The organism is Rivularia sp. UHCC 0363 (genome assembly GCF_034931125.1).
Classification (GTDB): domain Bacteria; phylum Cyanobacteriota; class Cyanobacteriia; order Cyanobacteriales; family Nostocaceae; genus Rivularia.
The window spans coordinates 42765-69091 of the sequence record NZ_JAYGHM010000010.1 but is presented as its reverse complement, the minus strand read 5'-3'; the positions used below and the strand labels follow the sequence as shown (position 1 = coordinate 69091).

Sequence of the window (26327 nt, the reverse complement as noted above, 5' to 3'; positions counted from 1 at the left end):
GTGAAGAGTTAAGAATTATCTTCTCCTTGTCCCCTTGTCCCCCCATCCCCTCTTTTTACTAAACTAAGCAGTAATCTTGAATCAGTTTCACGTCCAAAGTGTTATTTTGTAAGGAACGGATGGCTGCAAGAGTTGCTTTGGCTCCGGCAATTGTGGTTAAGATCGGAATCTTGTAAGATAATGCAGTACGCCGAATTAACCTGCCATCGCTTTGAGCTTCTTGTCCGGAAGGAGTGTTGATAATCAGTTGAATTTGACGATTTTTGATGGCATCAAGTACGTGGGGACGACCTTCATGAAGTTTGAGTACTAAGTTTATATCCAACCCATTCTCTTGCAGCACTCGTCGGGTACCGCTGGTTGCCATTACCGAAAACCCTAACTCGATAAATTCTTTGACCACAGGAACCGCAGCGGCTTTATCGCGATCGCTCATGGAGACGAATACCGTACCGCTCAAGGGTATATGTTCCCCCGCTCCCATTTCTGCTTTCGCATAAGCTCTGCCGAAGTCGCTATCTATACCCATTACTTCCCCAGTTGATCGCATTTCTGGCCCCAAAATAGTGTCGGTACCTGGGAATTTATTAAATGGCAATACTGCTTCTTTCACCGCAATGTGGGTTGGTATCACTTCTTCGGTAAATCCCAATTCCTCCAAAGTTTTACCCGACATAATCAAAGATGCTAATTTCGCTAGCGGTACACCTGTGGCTTTAGAAACAAAAGGTATAGTCCGAGAAGCGCGGGGATTGGCTTCTAATATATAAACTTGAGGTGAATAGCTTTGCACCCCTACAACGGCAAACTGGACGTTCATTAATCCCACTACTTTTAAAGCTTGCGCCAACTTGATAGTAGAATTGCGAATTTGCGTTAGAACTGCTTGCGGTAAAGAAATTGTCGGCAGCGCACAAGCCGAGTCTCCTGAGTGAATTCCTGCTTGCTCGATGTGTTCCATAATGCCACCAATGACTACATGACCCGTACTATCAGCGATCGCATCTACATCTACTTCCGTGGCATTTTCCAAAAACTTATCCACTAAGATCGGATGTTCCGGCTCTACCTGCACTGCATAAGTCATGTAGCGCTCCAGTTCTGTATCCGAGTAAACGATTTCCATCGCTCTCCCACCCAATACGTAACTAGGACGCACCACTACCGGATAACCAATCCGTTTAGCGACAATCAAAGCATCATCATAGGTTCGAGCAATTCCATTCGCAGGTTGAGTAATATCCAATTCCTGAAGAATTTTTTCAAACTTTTCCCTATCTTCAGCAGCGTCAATAGAAGCAGGACTTGTTCCCCAGATTTTGGTTGGTGGAGACTCTGGAGAGTCTAAATATTCCTGCAAAGGTAACGCTAACTTCAAAGGTGTTTGTCCCCCAAATTGCACGATTATTCCTACCGGATTCTCAGCTTCAATAATATTGAGGACATCCTCTAGAGTTAAAGGTTCAAAATAAAGGCGATCGCTAGTGTCGTAATCGGTAGAAACAGTTTCTGGATTCGAGTTAACCATGATGGTTTCATAACCCGCATCCTTGAGAGCATAAGCAGCGTGACAGCAACAATAGTCAAATTCTATTCCCTGTCCGATGCGGTTGGGACCACCACCCAAAATCATTACCTTTGGTTTATCGGTAGGAATGATTTCATCTTCTTCTTCGTAAGTAGAGTAATGATAGGGAGTAAATGCTTCAAATTCCGCCGCACAGGTATCTACAGTTTTATAAACCGGGATCACTCCTAATTCCTTACGTTTCTTTCTAACTACATCTTCGGTAGTTTTGGTTGCAAAAGCAATTTGCTTGTCGCTGAAACCATACTGTTTTATTTCATATAGTTGTTCTTTTGTCAAATGTTCCAGAGGAGTTCGCTTGATAAATTTTTCTACTTCTAGCAATTGCTGCATTTTATCTAAGAACCAAGGATCAATTCCGGTCAGTTCGTAGATTTCCTCTGTAGTGATTTTCAACTGCATTGCGTGACGTACCGCAAAAATTCGTTCCGGATTAGGAGTTCGCAATTGAGCGCGAATTTGTTCCCCCGAAGGTAACTTTTCGTCGCGATCGCAACCCCAACCAGCGCGTCCGGTTTCCAAGGAACGCAAGGCTTTTTGAAATGATTCGTTAAAAGTCCGACCGATCGCCATTGCTTCCCCAACTGACTTCATTTGAGTTGTCAGAACTGAGGAAGAACCGGGGAATTTTTCAAAAGCGAAGCGAGGAATTTTGGTAACGACATAATCAATGGTTGGTTCAAAGGATGCAGGGGTCTCCTTGGTAATGTCGTTTTTGATTTCGTCTAAGGTATAACCTACAGCTAGCTTCGCGGCAATTTTAGCGATCGGAAAACCCGTAGCTTTACTAGCTAAAGCCGAACTGCGAGAAACGCGGGGATTCATTTCAATTACAACTACTTCCCCAGTCATGGGATTAATCGCAAACTGAATGTTAGAACCGCCAGTTTCTACACCAATCTCGCGGATAATTTTAATCGCGATATCTCGCAAGCGTTGATATTCTTTGTCAGTCAGCGTTTGCGCGGGAGCAACAGTAATCGAATCTCCCGTATGAATCCCCATCGGATCGATATTTTCAATCGAGCAAACAATCACCACATTATCCGCCAAATCGCGCATTACTTCCAATTCGTATTCCTTCCAACCCAACAAAGACTGGTCGATCAGAATTTGCGATACCGGAGAAGCATCAATCCCCGTTTGCGCCATTTCTTCAAATTCTTCTTGGTTATAGGCAATACCCCCACCCGTACCCCCCATAGTGAAACCCGGACGAATAATCAACGGATAGCTGCCAATATTTTTAGCTATGACTTTAGCTTCTTCCAAAGTTGAAGCCGTACCACTAGGACAAATTGCCACACCAATTCTTCCCATCGCTTCGCTAAACAGCTTTCGATCTTCAGCTTTTTCAATTGCTGCTAACTTAGCCCCAATCAACTCCACACCATATTTATCTAAAACGCCATTTTTCGCCAAAGCTACAGCAATGTTGAGAGCAGTTTGTCCCCCCATCGTTGGTAACAAAGCGTTGGGACGCTCTTTGGCAATAACTTTTTCTACCATTTCCGGGGTTAACGGCTCAATATAAGTACGGTCAGCCGTTTCTGGGTCGGTCATGATGGTCGCTGGGTTAGAATTGACCAACACAACTTCATAACCTTCCTCCCGTAAAGATTTACAGGCTTGGGTTCCAGAATAATCAAACTCGCAGGCTTGTCCAATTACAATTGGACCGGAACCTAATAATAAAATTTTTTGCAGGTCTTGACGACGGGGCATAGCTGTTGCCTTTAAATACAAGAATATGAATCCCGATCATTTTAAAGCTCTTCGATAGCACTTATACAGTTTATTATCAAGGTTTGTTAGTTTGATGACTATATTTTTTGAGCGCATACCGTCAAACCCACTTAAATGAAGGGTCTGGCTCTACGTTCCAGTAAGTTGAAGTTCATGTAATATTTACAACAAAGAATTTAGTATAAAAAATAGTAATTTGCTTCTATTGTTGGAACAATGGGTAATTTATTATGCTTCTAAATAGTTACTTTCCAATTTTTAAATATTAATATTAAAAAAAATATTGATTTAAAGAAGCTAAATGTCATCAAAATTAATGTGAATTATTACTAACTAATAAATCTATGTATAAACTTATTTATATTTATGTATATTTATTTATTGTTGGCAATAGACTATTTTTCATACCTCTAGCTTGAGAAAGCATAAGAATTTATTAGGATAAACATAATAAATTAATTGGATAGCTAATTAAAAATGGCAGAGAGATAACGATACATCCCCTGCCATAGATTAAACTAAATTAAGCTTTTAAGTTATATGCGAAATTTTCTTGAGTAGAATGCAGGTCAGCCTGCACTAATTCGATTTAGAGAATGTTAATTTTGAGCAGACTGAACAAATCCTAAAGTTAAGCTATCCTTAGCCAGGAAGTGAGATAAATGATAGGCACGTTCTTCAGTTTTAAGAAGAATTTGCTCGTATAAAAGTCGTGTAGCTCGATCACCCAAACTCTCAGCCTGAGAAGCTTGACGACGAATCACGCCAATCATAGCTTGCTCTGCTTTCAAATCGTTTTCTATCATTTGACGGCAAGAATAGATACCGTCAGATTCTTGTTCAAAGCAGCATAATTCCGCTAATTTACTAAAAGAAGCAGCAGGTACACCACCAAGTCCATTCAAGCGTTCTCCGATTTCATGGATATGACCTTGTACTTCTTGATAACAATCGTTAAAAAAGTCGTGTAATGAATAGAATTCCGCACCTTCTACAACGAAATGATGTTTTTGGTACTGGATGTATAACGCTTGAAAACTAGCCAATGTGACGTTAAAACCTTCACAAACTGGCTCTGTAACGCTCTTGTCAAGCAAAACTGGGTTGTCATAAACTTGACCAAAATTTTGCAATAAAGTTTGTGTGTCAGCCATTATTTTCCTCGCTTATTATCGCTCATTTGCTAACTTATTAGCTTTTATATCTTAACACCATAAAAATAAAATTATGTCTGTAAAATCTTACAGATTTTTTAAATTTGGTCTCAATATTTTTTAATCTTTACTAGTTATAAACATATTCCTCTAACCTTATTGACATCTTTTTGCTTTGAAAAGTTGACGATTCTCGTTGAATCGCAATCTATTCGTTTTATTTACCTGTACCTAAAAGCCTGGGATGGCAAAATAAAGTAGGACTATCCAATTAATCCACTCACGTCCCCATCAATAGATATCGGTACATCTAAATAAAAATATTTATAGACAAAAATTGCGAAAAACTTATTTAAAGATAACTAGTATTTTTCTTTGATCAAGCCAAATTGGCAGATTTTATGGATCGAGGGTGCGGAGATGGGGAGATAATTCTTTTAAACTCCTCACTCCGTAACTTGCCGCGATCGCGAAAAGTTTTTTATTTTTTTTCAAAAGTTACTGAGAAATGTTTGCATTTAGCTTATAATTGTTTGGAAAGCTGAATGCAGTGTTCTAGGCATGAGGATACCTATCTTGAAATCGTTTGATTTGCAGTCACAGACAAAACACGTTGTTGAGGTAAATTGGGCAGACCGTTGGCAAATCTACAAACGGTTGCAAGAATTACATATTCCCTGCTGGTGTGCGACTAATCAACCTTTAACAGTTGAAATCGCGAATACCGCTGCTGCAATCCAACTTTGGAGCGTTATGCGGCAATTTAAAGCCTCCCGTCAGGAACTAATTTATAGTCTCAAGGAGTGCTTAAATTATCGTCCTCGGCACCTGTAATTATTGATCGTTTGATTTTAATTAGACAATTAGTCGGTCATCTGGGTGTCATTTAAAGTCGCAGTTTTGCGTCAGTTGTTGTATAAAATTGGGATAAGAATCATGGGAAAACCAGAGCGTAAAGAAACGTCAGAATTTTGTCTCGAAGGACGATTTCTAGAGTTTGTGATTAAAGATGGTTATAAGCTCAAAGGTTTACTGATAGCTACTTCTGAAGGAAAACGCTATATTAAACTAGCCAAGCATTTAAGAGATGCTTTCGATTTACGTTTACCCCCCGGTACTTGGTTGCAGGTCGTGGGAGAAAAGAAATATGACACAGAAAGTGGTGAAGTCAAATTAAAAGCCGAGCGTATAATGGCTGCTCGTCGGTCAGTGGAAATTAAAGAAGAAGTAAAGACTATCGCGACTGAGAAACCCGAAGAAAAATCGACTAAAAAGAATACTATATTAGTGTGTCAAAAATCTAGCTGCATGAAACGCGGTGGTCAAAAGCTCTGTCAAGCGATCGCAGCTTCTATCAGCGAACGTGGTTTAGAAGACCAAGTTGCGATTAAAGGAACTGGCTGCATGAAGAAGTGTAAAGCTGGACCAAACCTGATTATGCCAGATAAAACTCGCTACAGCAAAATTCAGGCTTCCCAAGTGTCTACTTTGATGGAGAAGCATTTCGGTACGAAAGAGCAAGTAGAAATGCCCATATCAGAAATAGTTAACGTCAAGACTATATGAATTAAAAAGGATTTAATGCAAGAATTTATTAAGAAGCTTGTAATTAAAGGTTTTAATATATCCGTAATTTTTGATAAGTATTTTCAACTACGAAAACCCGGTTTGTCAGACAAGTTGGGTTTTCGCGATTTCACAGCTACCAAATCTTATGCAAATTCAACTCAAAACCTGGTAAAACATCTTCACCAGATACAGTTGCAGGAGCATCTAAAATCTCTACTTCTTTTCCCGATCGATAAATTTCTACTATCTTATTTTTCGGGTCAATTAACCAACCCAAACGAACCCCATTTTCAATATATTCTGCCATTTTCTTTCGCAGCTTTTTGAGAGAGTCGCGACTAGAACGTAACTCGACAACGAAATCGGGTGCGAGTGGCGAAAATTCTTCCTGCTGCTGCTGTTGCGTCAATCCATCCCATTGCTCATTACTTACCCAAGAAGCATCGGGAGAATACACAGCACCATTAGGTAAGGTAAAACCTGTAGAAGAATCAAAACTAATTCCTAAGTTAGTCTTATCATTCCATAACCATAGTAGAGCAGTAATACTAGAATTTTTCTTTCCCGTCCAAGGATAAGTCGGTGACATAATAATAATTTCCCCAGTAGATGCACGTTCAAGCTGCAAATCTTCATTTGCTAAACATAATTGTTTAAACCCTTCAGCATCTAGTTTGGGAATATTTAACGCAATTGAATTCATAATTTTATACACTCATATCTACTGTACAACTCAAAATTGATAACTCCTAACTCCTAACTCCTAACTCCTAACTCCTATCTCTTAATTCCTTCCCACCAACTTATCTCTTAAAAGCTTAATCCGGTCTCTAAACTTCGCTGCTTCTTCAAATTGCAGATTTTTTGCAGCTTCTTTCATCTGGGTTTCTAACTTATTAACTAATTGCGGAATATTTTCTAACGGGATTTCATTAACGTGTTCGTCTACCACTTGCAAATCTTGTGTATTCAACCGTCGTGACACTTCTAAGAAAGATAAAATTGCATTACTCGATTTCTTTTTCACAATAGATTGCGGGGTAATATTGTGCATTTTATTGTGCGCTGTTTGAATACCGCGACGACGTTCGGTTTCGTCGATCGCCTTAATCATGCTATCGGTCAGCTTATCACCGTATAAAATAGCTTGTCCTTTAACATGACGTGCAGCTCTACCAATAGTTTGAATCAAAGAGCGTTCGGCACGTAAGAATCCTTCTTTGTCAGCATCCAAAATCGCCACTAAAGAAACTTCGGGTAAATCCAAACCTTCCCGCAACAAGTTCACACCAACCAATACATCAAATACTCCATCGCGCAAATCTTGAATAATTTCAATTCTTTGAATCGAATTAATCTCAGAATGCAGATATCTGACACGAATGCCGCTATCTTCTAAATACTCCGTTAAATCCTCAGCCATCCGCTTGGTTAAGGTAGTAATTAAAACTCGCTCGTTAAGGTCCACTCGATCTTTGATTTCGCCTAATAAATCATCAATTTGTCCTTCAGTCGGACGCACAATTACTTCTGGGTCAATTACTCCAGTCGGTCTAATGATTTGCTCGGCAATATTATCTTCAGAAATTTCTAATTCCCAATTACCAGGAGTTGCAGAAACAAAGACACATTGATTGACTTTTTCCCAAAATTCTTCTGCTTTTAAAGGACGATTATCCGCAGCACTAGGAAGACGAAAACCATGTTCAATTAAAACCTTTTTTCTAGCTTGATCGCCATTATACATCCCGCGAATTTGGGGAATAGTAACATGAGATTCATCAATTACCAACATCCAATCCTTGGGGAAATAATCAATCAAACATTCGGGTGGTTCTCCAGGTTCTCTCCCCGCTAAATGACGCGAATAGTTTTCTACACCGTTACAATAACCAACTTCGCGCAACATTTCCAAATCGTAGCGACAGCGCTGATCTATACGTTGCGCTTCTAATAATTTATTTGCTTCTTCTAATTCTGCTTTACGTGCTTTTAATTCTGCTTCAATATCCGCACAAGCAACCTCCAATCTGTCTTGCGGTGTGACAAAGTGACGTGCGGGGTAAATATTTACCGCTGACAAACTTTGCAGAATTTCACCTGTAACCGGGTCAATGTAGCGAATAGCGTCGATTTCATCACCAAAAAATTCAATGCGAATAATTCTATCTTCGTATGCAGGACCGACTTCCAAAACATCACCGCGAACCCGAAACCGTCCCCGACCCATTTCTATATCATTACGTTTATATTGAACTGCTACTAAGTCTCTCAGTATTTCCCGCTGATCAACTGACATTCCGACTTGAAACGGAATGGCTGCATTGAGATACTCTGAAGGCATTCCCAAACCATAAATGCAACTAATGGAAGCCACAACTATGACATCTTGACGTTCAAATAAAGACCTCGTTGCTGAATGTCGCAACATATCGATTTCATCGTTAATTTGAGCCGTTTTTTCTATATAAGTATCGGTAACGGGAATATAAGCTTCTGGCTGATAATAATCGTAATAACTAACAAAGTATTCCACCGCATTCTGGGGGAAAAACTCGCGCAACTCATTACAAAGCTGTGCAGCAAGGGTTTTATTATGCGCCAAAACCAGAGTCGGTTTACCTATTTTCTCAATTGTTTTTGCAATTGTGTAAGTTTTTCCCGTACCAGTTGCACCTAAAAGCGTCTGATAGCGGTTTCCGGCTTCAATAGTTTCCACAAGCTGCTTAATAGCTTTTGGCTGATCGCCTGTGGGTTCAAAAGGGGCTTTTACCAGAAAATTTTTCATACAAACTTGCAAAAATTTTAACCTATTTAATGGTAGCGAATAGTGCCGTCTTCTAAACTGTGAATCTGAATCTAAGAAAGACAATTTATATACATTTATCTTTACAACACTTAATACTTTTTGACTTATGTCTCATTCTTAAAGATACTTATACCTATGGAAGGTTTTTTAAAGTTACACTTAATGAATAACAGTAAATTTTAAAGTAAATTTTTAATTTACCTAACTATAGTCAAATTTATTTATTAGAGGCATAAAATTATGACACTTAGCAGTAATGGTAGACAAGCCAGCGCTCGGCAGAAACGAGCTAGAACTGGAGTTGAAACCAGTACAAAATTAGAAAATATCAAAGGTAAAAGTGTGAGTACAGATAATAAAGATACCACTGCAAAGGATGATTCTGTAAATGAAATAACCGGACCTCTTGCGATTCCTGGGACACGTCCGATTACCAGCAGCGATTTGGATATCTCACACACAATGATGGTTTCGGGGGAACGTCCGATTAGCAGTAGCGATTTGGACATTGTTAGTACCGTAAATATCATGGGAATTCGTCCGATTGGGGCGAATAAAGTGGAATTTAGCGAGACAATGAACTTATCTGGAATTCGTCCTATTGCTAAAAGTCATTTGGTGGTTTCGGAAATGTATTCCGTTATGGGCAATCGTCCGGTAGCATCCAACGAAGTTGATGATAGTTTCTCTTTGATGGGTTTTTTAGACTAGATTTAAGATTTCATTAATAGGAAATTAATTAGTTGTAATACAGATGTTGGTGGAGACGTAGCACTGCTACGTCTCTACATTTATATTCGTTCTAATTAGTTTACGTAATGGGGGCAAATATTTTGATATAAAAAATGCCCTCCGCTAAATTAAGGGGAGGGAATCGGGTGATGGGAATATTTAGTGAGGATTAATTAAGAAGCTTTAGGTAAATCTTGTGCAGGACGTTGACTGTTGCGAATACCTTCGATCGCTTCTTTATAGCTTTTAGCTTTAAAAACAGCTGAACCTGCAACGATCGCATTTGCACCGGCTTCTAAAACTTGCCAGGTATTGTTCACCTTAAGTCCACCATCAACTTCAATCCAAGGATCAAGTCCGCGATCGTCGCACATTTGACGCAACTTACGGATTTTAGGTAGAACTCCAGGGATAAAGCTTTGACCGCCAAAACCGGGGTTAACGCTCATGATCAGCACCAAATCGCACAAATCCAAAGAATACTCAATCATATCCAAAGAAGTGCCGGGATTTAGTACAACTCCTGCCTTTTTTCCCAGTTCCTTAATTTGTCCTAAAGTACGATGCAAGTGAGGAGAAGCATTATGCTCGCAATGAACATAAATGTGGTCTGCTCCAGCTTTCGCAAAATCCTCGACATACTTTTCAGGTTCCACAATCATCAAGTGGACATCCAAAGGCTTTTGAGTTACCGGACGAATTGCCTCCACTATCAAAGGACCAATCGTTATATTAGGTACAAAACGACCATCCATTACATCAATGTGAATCCAATCGGCTCCGGCTTCGTCTACAGCGCGAATTTCGTCACCGAGACGGCTAAAATCCGCTGATAGGATAGATGGAGCGATAACAACGGGTTTCTTAGATTGTTTATTGGTCATGGCTAGTGGGTCTTTAAGCGTCCTTTTCTGTAATCATTGTAACAAAATATTGAGATTTATCTCATGAAAAATTGGAAGTTGGGTATGGGGAATGGGGCATGGGAAGGGGAGTATATTATTCTTATTATCTAATAACCCCGAACACGGATTAAATGGATGACACTGATGACACTGATTAATAACTCTTGGTGTTCCTAACTCCTAACTCCTAATTACTAACTCTTTTAATCTAAAATCTAAAATTGTTTGAGATGAAAAAATTAACCTGGGTGATTTGGGGTTGTGGTGCTTCTTGCTTGAGCTTGCCGGTATTGGCTTTAACTAGTTCTATTGGTAGTGACGGTATTGATGCTTTGATGTTACATCAACCACCATATAACTTATCTGGTAAAAAAATTGCTATTGGTCAAGTGGAAATTGGTCGTCCCGGTCAATTTGGAGTAGATAAGTCTGTTTCTAAAAATCGAACTGTGCCATTGGCTGGTGTTTTCCAAGGGAATCAACCTGCCTTATCTAATAAGGGAGTTGACCCTCATGCTTATAATGTTGCTGGTGTAATGGTTAGCAATGACAAAGGGTTTCGCGGGGTTGCTCCGGGAGCGCGTTTGTATTCTTCTGCTGTTGGTTCTATCAAGGGTATGGGTCAACCGGAGGAATGTTTATCTACACAGCATATTGCTTTGCAAAATGGTAATGATGTACGTGCGATTAACTTCAGTTTTGGAGAACCTCTAAGCCGCGACCCTAGACCAGAACCAGTTTTGGATGGGAAAGCTTTACTTACATTGTGTATTGATTGGTCAAGTCGGGTTCATAATGTTGTGTACGCGATCGCAGGGAATCAGGGCAAGGGTGGTATTCCTATTCCTACAGATAATTTTAATGGAATTAACGTTGCTTTTTCCTCTCGCCGAGAAGATATCTTTAGAAAACTTGATGTTTCTAACTTGGTAGCTATTAATGAGTCGATGACTGCACGTTTATCGGGGAAGGAACTTAATTTAGGTCCGCGTCGTACCATCAGTATTGTTGCACCTGGAAATAATATTCGCTTGCTCAACCCCGATGGGACAGTTAAGAAGGTCACGGGTACTAGTTTCGCTACACCTCACGTTACGGGTACTATCGCTTTACTACAAGAATTTGGTGATACGACATTAAAAAAATCGCAAAAATCATCTGCTCAACAAAAACCGAATTGGAGTATTGATTCTCGTCGTCATGAAGTGATGAAAGCTGTTTTGCTGAATTCAGCAGAGAAGATTAAAGATGATGGAGATGGTTTGAAATTGGGAATGACTCGTACTTTAATTGATAAGCAGAATCAAGACTGGCTGACTTCTGATGCTTATAAAGATACAGCAATTCCCTTACATACTCAGATGGGAACCGGACATTTAAATGCTTTTCGGGCTTACCAACAGTTTAGTGCTGGACAGTGGAGTCCAGATCGAGCAGTACCGGCTATTGGTTGGGATTATCGTGCAATTTTCGCTGGAACATCTGCGGATTACGCTTTAGCGAAACCTTTACAAAAAGGCAGTTTTGTGTCTATTACTTTAGCTTGGGATAGGTTAGTAGAACTCGACGACGATAACAAAAATGGTAAATATGATAAAGGAGAAAATTTTCGCGATCGCGGTTTGAATAATCTCGATTTGCATTTAATTAGAGCAGATGGTACTTCAGATAATCGTAGTAGTTGCGCTTCTGTGAGCCGAGTTGATAGTGTGGAACATATTTTCTGCCCAGTACCGGAAAATGGTAACTATAAAATTAGCGTTAAATTTAAAAATAGCATCAACGAACCAACTCAACCTTATGCTTTGACTTGGTGGACTGCATCTAAATAGGTAATTGGTAATTGGTAATAGGGTCGGGGAGCATCCCAATTTTGGAATAATACAGCAGTTTGCAAATAAATGAGGTACATTCCCCTACTCTCTACTCCCTTATAACGATATGTCCTGTACCTCAGTCAAATGAAATCGGCTGTATATGGTGGTGTCTAGGTCTCGCTCCTTAGAAACTAATAGCGAGCTTTCCGGTTTCTACCGACCGACTTAATCGAAAAAGGGTGTTAGAAATCAAGTCGAAAATCTGCTGAATAACTATTATTATTTACTTCACCATCTTTTCGGATTATGAAGTTTTCTATTCCCTATTCTCTACTTTCTTCTAAATAAATTTTAATAATTGCTCCCTACTTCTTCACAGAAACTTGACACTAAAGTAAAAAAAGTATAAAGCAACACTTTGTATTCTAAAAAACCCGGATCGGGAATTAATTCCGATGGAATCAGATGTGTGGAATTTAATTCGCTCCTCTTTCACTCAATCCTCTTATCCGGAGTGGACGAAATGTTATTCGCTAAATCTACTTTACCTGCTGATGTTCAGACGTTCATCGGAAAATTAACACGGCTCGATTTGGGACCAATTGCTTATAGATTAATAAATTCAAACGAAGAGAGATGGAATACTCAGCAAATAAAACAAGCAATATCACACTATTTGATGTTTTTGCTGTTGGTTTATCTTTACCCAAACGGTCATCTTGTTCCGAATCAAGAAATTGACCGAGTATGGCACTATCACATTATCGATACTATTAAATACGCTGAAGACTGCGAAATGCTATTTGGTCAGTTTGTTCATCACTTTCCTTACTTTGGTAAGCGGGGAAAAATAGATAGAGATGATTTACAAACTGCTTTCGAGCAAACTCAAGTACTTTTCCAAGAACACTTTGGAACCAGTATGGAAATCTTGAATAAAACGAGCATTGCTGCTGATTGTCAACCTATCGGTAGGATAACACAACTTATTCGACCGCGTGTAGATATTGGTGAAGTTTTTAGCGTCAAATATGTATAAAGCTAGATTTGATTTTTGAATCATCAAAAGTATATTTTTTGTTCCCTATCTCGACTATAGCAATCCTAAATGATTCGTAAGAAATTTATAAAGAAGCTAGCAGTTAAAACCGCTATTCTAATAACCCGCGCAGGCGGGTTTTGCCTGTGTAGCCAAGCCACTGCGTTTGGGCGGGTTCCCCGACTTGTAGCAACGTGCGACTTACAGTCGCCAGGGCTGAATCAAATTTAACTTGTAATCCTAACATATAATCCACGTATATCCTCAGATATCAATTAGGATTGCTATAGCTTAATTTCTAGCGATTTTAACTAGTAATAAAAATTAGCTAATAGGGAGAATAAGCAATTAATCTTGATGGAAAGATCGACTTTTTTATAGAGCGGTTTTCAATCTGGAAATTTAATATTTGTTTGCCAAGTTGAAGGTAATATTGTCAAATTGGAATTGATTTTTCCTAGGAAATAGTTTAACTGAAGGCAAACTCCTTTGGCAGTATCATCTATCGATATAGACGCACCAATATTAGCACCTGTTAATAAATGCAAACGTTTAATAAACTCTTTTCCGGTATTTCCAGTAGCGAGATTGCATCCGTAAAGCAACAAATTGGGTACCGACCAGGTATTCAATAGAGAAGCATAATGTTTGATATTAAAGAAGCTTAAATTACTCTCTCCCAAATATAAACAACCAGGAGAACCGTTAGAAATAATATGAAGAGTTTTGAGACGAATATATTTGTTTAAAGTTTGAGTAATTTCTTCGATTTCATTATGGTTAGGTCGAATTAAAATTATCTGTGAAGAAGGTAATAAAGCTTTAACTAAACTCTGAAAGTCTTCCACGGCATCGTCAATAAAAACTAAAGTACGAACGGTGTCAAAGCTGACTTTCTGGTCATTATACATAAAATATTGCTTGGAGTTGATAAGTAAAGAAGGAAACTCTGTAATATTTCCGATAAAAATAGATTGCCTATGTTGTTAATGCTGCTAACTCTGGTTTGATCGATGTATATTGGTTAGTAGTCCAAATCCCGACTCCTACTTTTGTATGTACTCCTTGTGTACTTACCAAAGTAGAAATTTTTGCGCCGGTTATTTTATATAAACGCAAAATAAATTTTTTACCAATTACCTCGGTGCCGATGTTACAACCGTACAAGAAAATGCTGCGAACCGACCATTTTTTTAATTGAGATGCATAGTAATTAAAATTATGAACGGATAAACTACTATTACCTAAATACAAACAACCAGGCGAACCTTGTGAAATAATATGAATATTTGAAAGAGGAAAGTTGTTTTGTACGGCATAACTAATCTGCTCAATTTCTTTCTTGTCAGGTCGCAATATAACTACTTGTGCTTGAGGCATTACACCCTTTAATATCCGATCTTCTAATAAATGGAAATCTTTGATAGATGGGTCTATAACAATTAAACTAGAAATGTTGTTACTCATTTTTTTGTATTTGGGCTTTCAGATTTTTAATGAATTATATTCATACGATGTTATTACTTACCGCATTTATATAGCAGAGATTTACTGAAATTTACTTCTGCCAATACGAGCAAGTGAAAAATCTCTCAATTTTGAACAATGAAACCAACAACTTTCAATTGTTGGAAAATAGACGGATAACCATGTTTTTTGGTATGAGCCTAATAAGCTTGTTACAAGAGTGAGAAAAGATGCATGACCCTGATGCCAAAACCTCTGTCAGTGTGTTTCAACTGTGTATACCTTGAATAAGGCAGAAAACAGAATACACGCTCATATTGTTGAGCAATATACTGTATTTGTCAGCAGGGAAAAGTTAAGGAAAAGGTAGTTATTATGTTAGTCGAATTAATGCAGCGATCGAATCAATCGGCTGAAAACTGTTACAAGTAAGGAACTTCCAAAAAATAATTTATCCCATAATTGTGTCCGTTCACCGCAAGGTGTTCCCGCATGGAAGGATAAGCTTCTATTTGGTTATATTTTACAAGCAAGCTAGAAGCTGACACTACTAGCTGAAGATTAGATGCTTGTTAATTTAAAAGTACTTATCAGTATATAATGAGTTAATTTTCGTTACTTAGTTGCAACTTTTCCTGCCGATTTAGTTATTTTTTGGATAAAACCATCTTCCATATTGATGGTGCGGTCTGCGACATCTAAAATACGGTTATCATGAGTTACCATCAAGACTGCCGAACCTTGTTCTCTAGATAGTCGCTGCATAAGTTCGATGATGTCTCTTCCTGTTTTACTATCTAAAGCTGCGGTCGGTTCATCAGCAAGAATTAATTTGGGATGACCAACTAAAGCACGAGCGATCGCAACTCTTTGCTTTTGTCCACCTGAAAGTTGGCTGGGGTAATAATCTACCCGATTCCCCAACATAACAGACTTTAACATTGCTTCCGCTCTAGATATTGATTCTTTTTCGGGAATTGATTGCAGTTCTAATGACATTTGCACGTTTTGTCGTGCGGTTAAAAATTCTAATAAGTTATGACCTTGAAAAATATAGCCTATTTGACGACGTACTTCCACCAATTGCTCGGAACTAGCTCCCAATAGTTCTTTTCCAAGAAACTGAAGACTTCCTTCTTGAACTGAACGTAAACCACCAATTAAAGTCAATAATGTGGTTTTACCCGAACCAGAAGGACCTGTGAGGAGCGTAACTTCTTTAGCATTAACTTCTAAATTGATATCAAATAAAATTTGTTTTTTTAATGCTTTATCGCCGTAATAATAATTTAAATTTCTGATTTTTATAATAGATTGATTCATGATTATTAGTTAGAAAGAGGGAGGAGGGAGGAGGGAGGAGTTAGGAGTTATGAGTTATGAGTTAAAAATTATTTACCCTATGCCCTATACCCATAGTTAGAAAATATCCGCAGGGTCGGCAGATTTTAATTTTTGTACTGCTAAAAAACCAGACACTAAACACATTGAAGTTACCGAAAGTAACACTAATGTTCCTTTATCCCAAGTCATAATTATTGGTAATTTAGTGGCATCTTTAGCTATGTCATACAAACCGAAAGTTACGATTAATCCTGGTATAAAAGAAAGTACAGCTAAAAGTAAAGCTTGTTGAAATACAACTTTTAATAAATATTTATGTTTGAATCCCATTGCTTTTAAGGTTGCAAAAGCGACTAAACTTGTAGAAATATTGCTATAAAGAATTTGGTAGACAAATACAGTTCCTACTACTAATCCCATGACTGTCATTAAACCGAACACGAAACCGATTGGTGTGCGTAAAGACCAATAGTCTTTTTCGAGTTTAATATAATCTTCACGGGTTAGAACTCGGATATCTTTAGGTAAATTGGCTTTTAAATTTGCCAAAACTTTTTCTCGATCAACGTTTTCTTCGAGGTTAATTAAACCTATATCTATATAACTGGCATTACGGTCAAGAAAGGTTCGCAATAAAGTTGAATGGCTCATAATTAAATGACCATCTACACCAAAGGAAGGACCGAGGGGAAATAAGCCGCCAATTTTTACTTTATATCCAATCGGAGCGTTGTAACTAAATACTTCTACTTTAATATCTTTACCTGCCGAAAAGTCTTGAGCAATTGGACCATATTCCGGTCGGGAAGCTCCGTCAAAAAGAACTGTATCGGGAAGTTGAATTAAAGGTAATAATTTGTTTACGGATGGTAAGTTAAAAGCTGGCGCGGCTGGGTCAAAACCAATTACATAAATAGGATTTTTTTCCCCTGTATAAGGATTTTTTAATTTAGCAAATTGAACGTAAACGGGGTTGACTGACTCTACACCATTAAATGCTAAAGCTTGATATAAGCGACTACGAGGAAAGCTCTGTTGAGAAGTTAAAGCATTATATTGAGAACTGATTAAAAATAAATCTCCTTTAAACTTTTGATGTAATTGTGTAGCGCTAGAGTAGAGTGCATCCTGAAAACCGAATTGCATAAAAATCAGAATAACGACAAAAGCAATACCTGCTAAAGTCGCTACAAAGCGTACTCTTTGTTGAGTTAATTGTAGCCAAGCAACGGGGATGGTCATGATCGAAAGTTAGGAGTTAGGAGTTAAAAACTGGTCGCCGTTCACTGTTTTAATTAATACTTGTACTTGCAGGTTTGTTAAATCGGCGACTTTTTTGCTGTCTTCTGGTTTGAGGCGGATTTTTACGTCAACGACTTTGCTGTCTGTGTCTGCTTGTGGGTTAACGTCGAAAACGTCTTGCTTGTCTACCTGCAATCCGATTTGACTGACTGTTCCTTGTAGTTTTCCGGTGAAAGCAGCGCTGGTAATGACTGCGGGCTGACCGATACGCACTTTTTGAATGTCGGTTTCGTAGACTTCAGCAACGACGTACATTTGGTTTGTTTTACCGATGTTGGCAATTCCTTGATTACCAACTGCTTCTCCCGGACGGATGTTGACTTCGAGGACTTGACCGGCTATGGGAGAGCGAATAGAGGTTAATTCGTAATCAGCTAATCGTTGTTTGACAACAGCGATCGCACTTTCTAATTGAGCTTGGGCTACTTGTACATCGACGGGACGCACTTCTGTAACGCTGTTTAAGGTTGCTTTGGCTTCGTCTAACTGAATTTTAGTGGTTTGGATAGTTCGATTTAATGTTTCTTTGGCTTCTTGAAGTTGTTGTTGGGCGGTTTCGAGTCGTAAGCGGCGGGTATCGGCTTGGGAAGCAGCCACTGCTCCGGCTTTGTAAAGTTCTTGATAGCGCTGATTTTCAATTTCGGCATTTCCAACTTCGGCTGTGATTCGAGCGATGGTTGCTTTTTGAGTGGCTATTTGTCCTTCTAGTTCGGCTCTCAAGCGAGCGATCGCTTCTTTTTGAGCCTGAATATCTCCGGTTTTCGCACCAGCTTTGACTCGCGCTAACTCGGATGAAGCAACTTCAACGTCTACTTTGGCTTTATTTAAAGCGGCTTGGCTAATGTCGTGACTTTCCATAATCGCCACTGTTTGGTCTTTACGCACGCGATCGCCTTCTTTGATTAAAAGCTGCGTGACTCTGTTACTTCCAGTGGAAGTTGGTGCAGATAAACGAATCACTTCTCCTTGTGGCTCCAATCGTCCTAAAGCTGCAACCCCAATAATAGCTGGTTCGATTGGTTGTGTAGTAGATGCGGCTTGTTGTTGAGAATGAGAGCGAAGCTGTACCAAGGTGTAGAAGACAGCCCCACCGCTCAAAGCGAAAGCCACTAGTACATACATAAGTCGCCGGGAGAGGGGTTTAGTTAAAGGCTGACTTTCCTTTTGAACCATGACTATTTCGTCCCATGATGATAATTAAAATAAAATCTGTAAGCTTCTTGAAAGACAATCCAAAATCTAAAATTAAATTAACCTTACTCAAAGAGATGCTATATCTACAGGTTTTTCGACATAAGTATATGGTTGATATTTTACTAATTTAATATCCCACGGACCTTTGATTTGATAGGTAATACCGCGCCATTGAACTTGTTGCATAAACATTGCTGAAGTTAGCGCTAAAGCATAAACTATTTGAGTCAGAGGAAGTGCCAATAAGACTTTGAAAATTGTACTTATATTAATTGATGGTAGCGTTTCGCCACGGGCTTTAACTATACTTCGTACTTGATATTCTAAGATTACCAAACACAGAATTTGGGTAACTATATAGATAGCTAATCCACCAGCAAAATAAGCCAAATTAGACCATTGTTTATTCAACCACATGATTGGCAAAAACATCAGCACTATTGTAGGAAGCACCGTAGTTAGAATTCCATGAATGGCGATCGCATTCCAAGCGGTGTGATAAAGTCGAGAGCTAAGCAATTGACGTTTAACCCAACTTAGAAAGCTTTTTAAATCGCTTTCTTCACGATTTACCATAATTATGGAAGGTACAAACTCGACTCTTAGCCCTTGTTGTTGCAAAATTTGCTTTAGCATTGTGTCTTCGCCAAAAGCTTGTTCCCACTTCTTTAAAAGTTGTGTTTGACGAAAAACTTCTGTTTTGATTGCTAAACTTCCACCCCAAGGAATCTGGTAAAAGTACATCTGAACTACGGCAGCTACATTCCAAATATATCTAACTACATCTCCCCAATATCTACCTTGCGGCAGATACCAACGGTTGCCTGTTGTGGCTCCAACTTGAGGATCGCTTAAAGGACTAATTAATTCACGCAACCAATTGGAATGTACAACCGTATCAGCATCTACTAGCGCTACCACTTCGCAATTATTATCTAACTTAGAGATAGCCTGCACTAATGCACTACATTTAAGGCTACAAGTGGCACGCGGAACCACCAAAGAGCTAACTTTAACGTGTTTTGCTGCTGCCTGATTTACCGTTTGAGTAACTATATTCCAAGCTGGATCTTCATCACTATCTATTACTATTTGTAACTGATAATTAGGATAGTTTTGATTAAGCAGTGCCTCCAAACATTTAGGTAAAAATGGGTCTGCACCACGTAAACAAAGAATTACCGCAGCCGATGGCAATTTATTCGTAATTAAATCTTTTTTCTGCGGTATCCTTTGAGATTGATTCAATTTGGATACAAAAGCAATTGTTAGGCATACATAAAATATTGCCAAGCTTACAAGTAAACAGAAAATTATAATCGCTATTTTATGCATTAATTTTTGCTTTTTTAGTTCTTAAACTGTTAAATTGTTTGTCACAATTGTTTGTCACAATTCAAAGTGTAACAGTAATTTTTAGTAGCTAGAGTAGATAGCGAGCGAGACGCTCGCACTACACGAAACGAAGATAGTAACTGTCCTACACTGCGCTCAGGAAACCGCTTTGCAACAGGTAGGATAAGTATTTACCAAATAGCTGCGGGTCGAGAGGAGGACAAATGATGTCGGAACCTGCGAGTGCATTAAGGGTTTGTTTGCAACTGATTTCTTTTGGTCTTCTTTCTTGCGTATATATTTCAGTTGCAGTTAACTGTTCTTCCGTCCAACGCTGAAGTAAAAATGGTTTTAAAGTGTAAAGCGGATTATCAGGAGTACAAGCGCTACTTTGTAATTTATTCAACCAGTCTTCGTAGGGAATTTGTTCGATTTCGTAGCCTAATGTGGAAATCCAGTTAACTAGTTGACTCAAGTGAATTGGTTGGGGATGCTGTAAATGGAAGGCTTTAGAAACTGAGGAAGGCTGTTGAGATAAATAAACAATTGCCTTGCTTACATAATCAACAGGAGACATATCCAACCAGTAGTTAATATTAGGAAAAGCTTTCATCTGTACGCAGCCTTTCAACATTAAACAAACGAAATCTTCGGTATTGCTAATTCCGGTTTCACTGTGTCCACTAATTAAAGGTGGTCTATGAATAGTTATAGGAAGTCCTCGCGAACCAGCTATTTTAACTAACTTTTCGCTGACCCATTTTGTCTGAGAATAACCCAAGAAAATTCCTTCATGGTCATCAAAATTATCTTGTTCTTCAACAACTTTACCTGTATAAGCAGTTGATTCAAATATGGCGACGCTAGATACATAATGTACGGGTTTACGTTTGACCTGGCAAGCTAATCTGAGAATCTCTTGAGTTCCCAAAACATTTGCAGCCTTCATTACTGAATATGGATAAACATAGTTAAGTAAAGCAGCGCCATGATAAATAGTATCAATTTTGGTCGCTAATAAATTATATTTTTCCTCAGAAAGATTTAAAAATGGCTGAGATAAATCGCCGATAACCGGAATAATTCTCGAACCATATTTTTCCTGCCAAATTTCATAACGCTGCAAGTTTTGTAGTAAGCGATTTTTTCCAGATTCGGCATCATTTGCTCTTACCAAACAATAGATATCGGCTTTACTTTGATGTAAAATTTCTTGAATTAAAAAAGCTCCTAAAAAGCCCGTTCCCCCGGTTAATAAAATACTTTCCGGCTCATCTTTAGGCTCAAAAGGTACTTTCAAAGGCTCTATACTTGGGTCAAGAATTACCTCAGCACCTAAATCTAATTTGAATTCTGTTACTTTTAATTTTTGATGTCCGGTTTCTTGTTGCGATTCGATTATCTCTTCTGCTAAACGTTGCGAAAGTCCTTCGACATTAGGATAAAGCCATAACAAATTAAGAGGTAATTCAAATCCTAATAACTTTTCAGCTTTACTAGCCAAAATCATCGCGTTTGCTGAATCTAAACCGTAAGTATCTAAAGGTTCCTGAATATCAATTTCATCCGCTTCAATATTTAACTGTTCTGCTAACTGAGAAACCATCCAACTTTGAATATCTTGAGCGTTTAAAGGCATAATTAGTAATTGGTAATTGGTAATTGGTAATTGGTAATTGGGGATTGGTAATTTAAATTTATTCTGTTCCCTTGTCTCCCCATCTCCTTGTCTCCCCATCTCCCTATCTCCCCCTCTCCCCATCCCCCCTTCTCCCCATCACTGCAAATCTGGGTGATACTGAGACAAACGTGCGGGTAATTCTAGCCCTTGCATTTTCAAGTTTTGTAGTCGGTATAAATATGCGGCTCCGGTGAGGATGCGATCAGCAATATCAACTACGTGCCTGTTTTCCGGTTGGGCGAGATGAGTGTTTTTTACCCAATTGTTGAAAGCACCCATCGCGGGGCCGCACCAAATTTGATAGTCGGTTTCTCGCCCTTGTTCCCCTGAGTTTGACCAGCGAGAGGATAAGCCGAGGTACCAGCGGAATATTAATGCCATTTTGAATTTGGCATTTTTAACAGCCCTTTCCAATTTCTGGGGATTGCGTTGTGCTAAATATGTCTGAGTACTTGCCCAAATTGCATCTAAGCTTTGGCGAAAAATTTGCTTTTCTAACTTTTCTCTTTCTGCAACGGGGATATCTTCAATCGATTCGTAACGTTGGTAAATGTCAGATAATAATTGAGCTCGCATTCCGAAAAGCGTGCCGCGTTTTAGTACCTGCAATTTCACTCCCATTTCAAACATATCGGCTGCTGGTGCCATGATTACGTCTGCCATTTCGGCTTGTGCTAGCAGTTTTTTTGTATGTTCGCAGGTTCCGGCTTCTACACAGGATTGATTGATCGAACCTGTGACTATGTAAGCAGCACCCATCATAAAAGCTGCTAATGCCGATTGTGGGGTGGCTATACCTCCTGCTACACCAATTCGCACGGGGTTAATGTAACCGTATTGTTGCTGAATTTCATCGCGTAGTTCGAGTATGGAAGGCAACAAACAAACTAAAGGGCGATTGTCTGTATGTCCGCCAGAATCAGCTTCAACGGTAATATCGTCGGCGATAGGAACTTTTTGAGCTAAGGTAGCCTGTAGCTCGGTAATTAAGCCTTGCTTGACCAGTTCCTGAAGCATTTTCAGCGGTGCAGGAGCGAGGAATTTACTGGCTACTTCTCGCCGAGAAACTTTAGCGATAACTTTGTTGTTTATTTCAATTTGATTATTGCTATTAAGACTTAATCCGGCAGCACGGTAGTAGACGATATTCGGCGTAATATCGAGAAAAGCGGAGGCTTCGACAGTTTTTACTTGATATTGCAAGTACAAGTCAACCGCACCCCGTTCCATCGCTGGTTCGCTGGGACTATGGAGCAGATTGAAAGCGTAGGGTCCTTGGGGTAAAGCTTGCTGAATAGTCTTGATTGCAGCTTCGATACGTTCCCGACTCAAACCTCCAGATCCAAAGGAACTAAGAATTCCGGCTTTTCCGCAAGCAATGACAAACTCTTCTGAAGCAATACCACCAGCCATTGCACCTGCGGTATAAGCATATTTGACATTATGGAATTCGAGAAAATTTCGGTCTCCTAATTGTTGCAGCGTTAGGGGTGGTAATGCCATCAGTAATACCTGCTCCGAAGCAACAAAATGATGAGTAAATCCGATTTTCTCATTGACTCTAACAACGTAACAAGGTTGATTTAAAGTTAATAATTTGGATTTAATTCCTGTTTCATCAAAAGCAATATCTTGATTATTTGTAATTAAGTTGATTAATTTGCGATCGCGACCGTTTTTTTCTGGGGCTGTGTTGATGGTAGTCATTTGATTTTAGATTTTAGATACTTCGGCAAGCTCAGCACAAGTTTTAAATTTTGGATTAGATTTTGGATTGGGAATTAATAGTTACTCCCATCACGCTCCAAGATTACCGATATAATTTCTTTTTTCCCTACTTCCTACTCCCTACTCCCTCACAAAAATAATCTTTGTCTTCTCATTTCTCCTCAGTTTTCCCTGTTCTGTGTTCCTTTTCAAAAACAGATAGCTGAAGCTCAACCAATTTCACCATCTGTCCGAATGATTTTTTTCTAGTTTGTAAAAACGTCGAATGGGCTTCACTGGATTGCTGATTAGTTTCAGCGATTTTTTTGGCATGATTCTGTAAAAATCCAGTTAATTTATTGTTGGTTAAATTAGAATTTACTTGTTTCTTGATTAATGATGAGATGGGATATTTACTATCTGTATTCATTAAGTCTGTTTCTGGATAATTTGCCAGTTTGATGAATTCGATATTTTCGTAGTTTAATTTTGCCGATGTTTGTAACTCTTGTGTAGTAAAATTACCCCAATAATATGGAGACAAAGTTATTATTTCTCGCTCTCGATCGCACTTAGTTACAGGTTGTGGAATTTTTTGTACTTCTATTTGGGGAGAATTCAAACTAGAAGAATTTAAGTTATACAGCGGTGATAAATCTATCTGAACTCGATGAGAGAAAAGTTGAGCTAAACCTCTAAGTAAGGTGGTATGTTCATCTACTCCCCGACGATTTAAAAATACTGTGGTGTGTTCGCGTCCCTGAAGATTTTCTCCAATCCAGCGCGAACAAGCGTTTCCAGCCCCTACTTCGACAAAAATTTTCGCTCCATCTGCATAAAGACGGTTGACGATGCGGGGAAAATCAAATTGCTGACACAAAACTTTGGCAATACTATGACCCATAGCCTTACTATCAAGGTTAAGCAGTCCGTACTCTGAAGCTGAATAAAAATCGATCTGAGGTTTGTTTTTAATCGGTAGGGTATGCAGTTTCACAAATTCATCGTATTCAGAAGCCATTGCTTCACAGTGGATCGCATGGTTGAAGGGTGCGGGAATTGCATTACAACCGATCGCTTTAATTACTCTTTGACAAGCTGCTGTATCTCCAGCTATGACAACTTCTTTGGGTGTATTAATCTGAGTTAAATAAACTTTCTCTTCGTTTTTAATTGCTGCTCTAACTTGGGAAATTTCCGCCATTAAGACGTAATTACGCCAAAATTCGCCTTTGATTTCGTCTTTCAATCCCCAGTATTCTCGCACCGCATTTTTATCACCCGACAATCTTGTGGTGAAGAGTTGCGAGGAATTTAAACCGCTGCTAATTGGGTTAAAATCAGTCCAAATTCCTTGCGCGATCGCCATTGTAGTTTCCCCGACGCTGTAACCAAAGCAACAGTCAGGTCGCAGTTTAAAATAATCTCTGAGTACAACACCGATCAATCCTGCAATCCCTACTTCCGATTCCAGCATTGAAAGCGGATTATCGATTAACTGCTGTTCTAATGCTTCTAATTGTCTTTTCGTGAAAGCTTTCAAGCTGCGGGGATAGAGAAATTTGTCAATACTAGCGACGCGACTATAAACGCTTTGAATAATCGGAGAATCCCAAATTTTAGGAAACAAGCGAAATAGATTCCGAGCGATTCCGACATAAGAACTGTAAGCACCTGGATATACAAAGGCAACTTTACCTTTTTTACCTAAAGGATTAGCTGTAAAATAACTACCTACAGGAGTTTTCCATTCTCCCCCAGTTAATACAGCATTTTTAACACCTTCAAAAGCGCGTTGTATTTCGCGTTGCAATTCCTTGGGGTTGCGTCCGAGAATGGCTACAGCATAAGTCGCATTTTGTCGTTTTTGATAGGTTTCAAAGGTTTGTGCTGCGGTAGTTGCTAAGGAATCATCTGATATTATTTTTTCTAAAGCTTCAATTTGTTCTAATAATTCACCAGGTTCATCAGCAGCTAAGGGAAATAAATAATAGGGAATTTTGGTTAAATATCTGCTGTCACGTTCTTGCTCTGGTGCTGAGGATAAAATTAAATGAGCCGATGTTTCATTGTGATTAATATCGATCGCGGCAATTCTTTGATGAGCTTCTGCTGCTAAAAACCAGGGTTTTGACTGAGTATCTACATAAAAAGGGCTACCTTGCCATAGTTCGGGATTTTTCGGGCTTGACCATTGCGGAACGGCGGGGATATAGCAATAGTAAAGGCATAAAGCTGTTTTGATGATGCTGGCAATTTCTAAAGCGGCAGCATTACCGATGTTCGTAACGCTACCTATTGCACAACTTAATTCTGTCGCGGTTTGATAAGCTGCTACTAAACCTTTAATTTCTAACTGATTCGGTTCTAAAATACTGCTGCTTTCTAAATAACTAATGTCTTCGGGTTTAATTCCAGCAATATTAAAAGCCTGCTGACAAGTTTGAGTTATTGTTTGTATTGAAGCAGGACTTTGAGCAAGAGTTAACGCATCAATTGTTGCGTAGATACGTTGCTGGTTTTTCTGAGCATCAGCATCAATTAAGACTAATGCACCGGCAATTTGTAAAGTATTAACAACAATAATTACAGCTTCTACTTGTTTTACGAGCAATTTTTGCGCTGTTTTTATCGCCTTAATTACAGTTTTTTCTGTTGTAGTAATGAAGTAATTTTTATTAAGTTCTGTTTGCGAAATTCTCGCTGTTTCATCTTCATCAGTGGCAATAATTACAGCAATTTTTGATGGTTCTAAGTTGGTATCTTGGAGAGCGTTATCAACTACCTGAGTTATTTTTAAGTTGACTGGAGAGGAAATATTTTCTTTTACTTCATAAATAATGCGTTCAAATGCATCTAGTCCGACCGATGAACCCCAATTTATATCCATACCAATTATGGCTAGTTTGAGGTTTGGATTGTTTATAGTTTTTTCCAT

At 38.8% G+C, this 26327-nt stretch carries 19 protein-coding genes; 5 read left to right on the top strand and 14 right to left on the bottom strand.

Annotation, left to right across the window (positions count from 1 at the left end; translation table 11 throughout):
• Window positions 1–58 precede the first annotated feature (58 nt).
• Window positions 59–3313, bottom strand: a complete 3255-nt coding sequence (carB, locus tag VB797_RS08140; RefSeq protein ID WP_323237174.1) for a carbamoyl-phosphate synthase large subunit — start codon at window positions 3311–3313, stop codon at window positions 59–61.
• A 620-nt stretch (window positions 3314–3933) separates the two neighbouring features.
• Window positions 3934–4488, bottom strand: a complete 555-nt coding sequence (locus tag VB797_RS08135) for a Dps family protein (protein WP_323237173.1) — start codon at window positions 4486–4488, stop codon at window positions 3934–3936.
• A gap of 576 nt (window positions 4489–5064) precedes the next feature.
• Between VB797_RS08135 and VB797_RS08130 the strand changes: the two genes are divergently transcribed.
• On the top strand, window positions 5065–5322 hold the full coding sequence (locus VB797_RS08130; RefSeq protein WP_323237172.1) for an Asr1405/Asl0597 family protein: 258 nt from the start codon (window positions 5065–5067) through the stop codon (window positions 5320–5322).
• 102 nt (window positions 5323–5424) lie between these two features.
• Window positions 5425–6054, top strand: a complete 630-nt coding sequence (locus tag VB797_RS08125) for a (2Fe-2S) ferredoxin domain-containing protein (protein WP_323237171.1) — start codon at window positions 5425–5427, stop codon at window positions 6052–6054.
• A 136-nt stretch (window positions 6055–6190) separates the two neighbouring features.
• Here the strand turns inward: VB797_RS08125 and VB797_RS08120 are convergent, their stop codons facing one another.
• Both VB797_RS08120 and uvrB read right to left on the bottom strand, forming a co-directional pair.
• Window positions 6191–6760 carry a Uma2 family endonuclease gene (locus VB797_RS08120; protein ID WP_323237170.1) on the bottom strand — a complete coding sequence of 190 codons (570 nt, stop codon included), beginning with the start codon at window positions 6758–6760 and terminating at the stop codon, window positions 6191–6193.
• Between the two features lie 81 nt (window positions 6761–6841).
• Window positions 6842–8845 (bottom strand): excinuclease ABC subunit UvrB, encoded by a 2004-nt coding sequence (uvrB, locus tag VB797_RS08115; protein ID WP_323237169.1) that lies wholly within the window; start codon window positions 8843–8845, stop codon window positions 6842–6844.
• Between the two features lie 261 nt (window positions 8846–9106).
• Here uvrB and VB797_RS08110 point away from each other — a divergent pair, with 261 nt between their 5' ends.
• Entirely contained in the window at window positions 9107–9577 is a 471-nt protein-coding gene (locus VB797_RS08110; protein ID WP_323237168.1) for a hypothetical protein, read from the top strand.
• A 194-nt stretch (window positions 9578–9771) separates the two neighbouring features.
• Here the strand turns inward: VB797_RS08110 and rpe are convergent, their stop codons facing one another.
• Complete coding sequence (rpe, locus tag VB797_RS08105; protein WP_323237167.1) at window positions 9772–10482, bottom strand: ribulose-phosphate 3-epimerase; 711 nt, start codon at window positions 10480–10482, stop codon at window positions 9772–9774.
• A 251-nt stretch (window positions 10483–10733) separates the two neighbouring features.
• Here rpe and VB797_RS08100 point away from each other — a divergent pair, with 251 nt between their 5' ends.
• Together VB797_RS08100 and VB797_RS08095 are read left to right on the top strand one after the other, a co-directional pair.
• Window positions 10734–12335 (top strand): S8 family serine peptidase, encoded by a 1602-nt coding sequence (locus VB797_RS08100; protein ID WP_323237166.1) that lies wholly within the window; start codon window positions 10734–10736, stop codon window positions 12333–12335.
• A gap of 508 nt (window positions 12336–12843) precedes the next feature.
• Entirely contained in the window at window positions 12844–13359 is a 516-nt protein-coding gene (locus VB797_RS08095; RefSeq protein WP_323237165.1) for a hypothetical protein, read from the top strand.
• A 389-nt stretch (window positions 13360–13748) separates the two neighbouring features.
• Here the strand turns inward: VB797_RS08095 and VB797_RS08090 are convergent, their stop codons facing one another.
• From VB797_RS08090 to VB797_RS08050, 9 genes are all read right to left on the bottom strand, one after another.
• Window positions 13749–14270 carry a DUF4347 domain-containing protein gene (locus VB797_RS08090; RefSeq protein ID WP_323237164.1) on the bottom strand — a complete coding sequence of 174 codons (522 nt, stop codon included), beginning with the start codon at window positions 14268–14270 and terminating at the stop codon, window positions 13749–13751.
• 67 nt (window positions 14271–14337) lie between these two features.
• Window positions 14338–14826 carry a DUF4347 domain-containing protein gene (locus VB797_RS08085; protein WP_323237163.1) on the bottom strand — a complete coding sequence of 163 codons (489 nt, stop codon included), beginning with the start codon at window positions 14824–14826 and terminating at the stop codon, window positions 14338–14340.
• A gap of 615 nt (window positions 14827–15441) precedes the next feature.
• Window positions 15442–16149: a DevA family ABC transporter ATP-binding protein gene (locus VB797_RS08080; RefSeq protein ID WP_323237162.1), complete on the bottom strand. Its 708-nt coding sequence runs from the start codon at window positions 16147–16149 to the stop codon at window positions 15442–15444.
• Window positions 16150–16245: 96 nt separating this feature from the next.
• A complete protein-coding gene (devC, locus tag VB797_RS08075) occupies window positions 16246–17412 on the bottom strand; it encodes an ABC transporter permease DevC (RefSeq protein WP_323237161.1) in 1167 nt (388 codons plus the stop codon).
• A gap of 9 nt (window positions 17413–17421) precedes the next feature.
• The gene (locus VB797_RS08070; RefSeq protein WP_323237160.1) at window positions 17422–18645 is read right to left on the bottom strand and encodes an ABC exporter membrane fusion protein; all 1224 of its coding nucleotides are present in this window, start codon (window positions 18643–18645) and stop codon (window positions 17422–17424) included.
• 87 nt (window positions 18646–18732) lie between these two features.
• The gene (locus VB797_RS08065; RefSeq protein WP_323237159.1) at window positions 18733–19914 is read right to left on the bottom strand and encodes a glycosyltransferase family 2 protein; all 1182 of its coding nucleotides are present in this window, start codon (window positions 19912–19914) and stop codon (window positions 18733–18735) included.
• A gap of 232 nt (window positions 19915–20146) precedes the next feature.
• Window positions 20147–21640 (bottom strand): thioester reductase domain-containing protein, encoded by a 1494-nt coding sequence (locus VB797_RS08060; RefSeq protein WP_323237235.1) that lies wholly within the window; start codon window positions 21638–21640, stop codon window positions 20147–20149.
• A 138-nt stretch (window positions 21641–21778) separates the two neighbouring features.
• A complete protein-coding gene (locus VB797_RS08055) occupies window positions 21779–23389 on the bottom strand; it encodes a PfaD family polyunsaturated fatty acid/polyketide biosynthesis protein (protein ID WP_323237158.1) in 1611 nt (536 codons plus the stop codon).
• 172 nt (window positions 23390–23561) lie between these two features.
• Window positions 23562–26327 carry a PfaB family protein gene (locus VB797_RS08050; RefSeq protein ID WP_323237157.1) on the bottom strand — a complete coding sequence of 922 codons (2766 nt, stop codon included), beginning with the start codon at window positions 26325–26327 and terminating at the stop codon, window positions 23562–23564.

Coding starts and splice junctions, on each gene's coding strand:
- rpe (WP_323237167.1), bottom strand. CDS start 10,482: ATGACCAATAAACAATCTAAGAAACCCGTTGTTATCGCTCCATCTATC.
- devC (WP_323237161.1), bottom strand. CDS start 17,412: ATGACCATCCCCGTTGCTTGGCTACAATTAACTCAACAAAGAGTACGC.
- VB797_RS08095 (WP_323237165.1), top strand. CDS start 12,844: ATGTTATTCGCTAAATCTACTTTACCTGCTGATGTTCAGACGTTCATC.
- uvrB (WP_323237169.1), bottom strand. CDS start 8,845: ATGAAAAATTTTCTGGTAAAAGCCCCTTTTGAACCCACAGGCGATCAG.
- VB797_RS08125 (WP_323237171.1), top strand. CDS start 5,425: ATGGGAAAACCAGAGCGTAAAGAAACGTCAGAATTTTGTCTCGAAGGA.
- VB797_RS08070 (WP_323237160.1), bottom strand. CDS start 18,645: ATGGTTCAAAAGGAAAGTCAGCCTTTAACTAAACCCCTCTCCCGGCGA.
- VB797_RS08085 (WP_323237163.1), bottom strand. CDS start 14,826: ATGAGTAACAACATTTCTAGTTTAATTGTTATAGACCCATCTATCAAA.
- VB797_RS08120 (WP_323237170.1), bottom strand. CDS start 6,760: ATGAATTCAATTGCGTTAAATATTCCCAAACTAGATGCTGAAGGGTTT.
- carB (WP_323237174.1), bottom strand. CDS start 3,313: ATGCCCCGTCGTCAAGACCTGCAAAAAATTTTATTATTAGGTTCCGGT.
- VB797_RS08090 (WP_323237164.1), bottom strand. CDS start 14,270: ATGTATAATGACCAGAAAGTCAGCTTTGACACCGTTCGTACTTTAGTT.
- VB797_RS08135 (WP_323237173.1), bottom strand. CDS start 4,488: ATGGCTGACACACAAACTTTATTGCAAAATTTTGGTCAAGTTTATGAC.
- VB797_RS08080 (WP_323237162.1), bottom strand. CDS start 16,149: ATGAATCAATCTATTATAAAAATCAGAAATTTAAATTATTATTACGGC.
- VB797_RS08060 (WP_323237235.1), bottom strand. CDS start 21,640: ATGCCTTTAAACGCTCAAGATATTCAAAGTTGGATGGTTTCTCAGTTA.
- VB797_RS08110 (WP_323237168.1), top strand. CDS start 9,107: ATGACACTTAGCAGTAATGGTAGACAAGCCAGCGCTCGGCAGAAACGA.
- VB797_RS08100 (WP_323237166.1), top strand. CDS start 10,734: ATGAAAAAATTAACCTGGGTGATTTGGGGTTGTGGTGCTTCTTGCTTG.
- VB797_RS08055 (WP_323237158.1), bottom strand. CDS start 23,389: ATGACTACCATCAACACAGCCCCAGAAAAAAACGGTCGCGATCGCAAA.
- VB797_RS08050 (WP_323237157.1), bottom strand. CDS start 26,327: ATGGAAAAAACTATAAACAATCCAAACCTCAAACTAGCCATAATTGGT.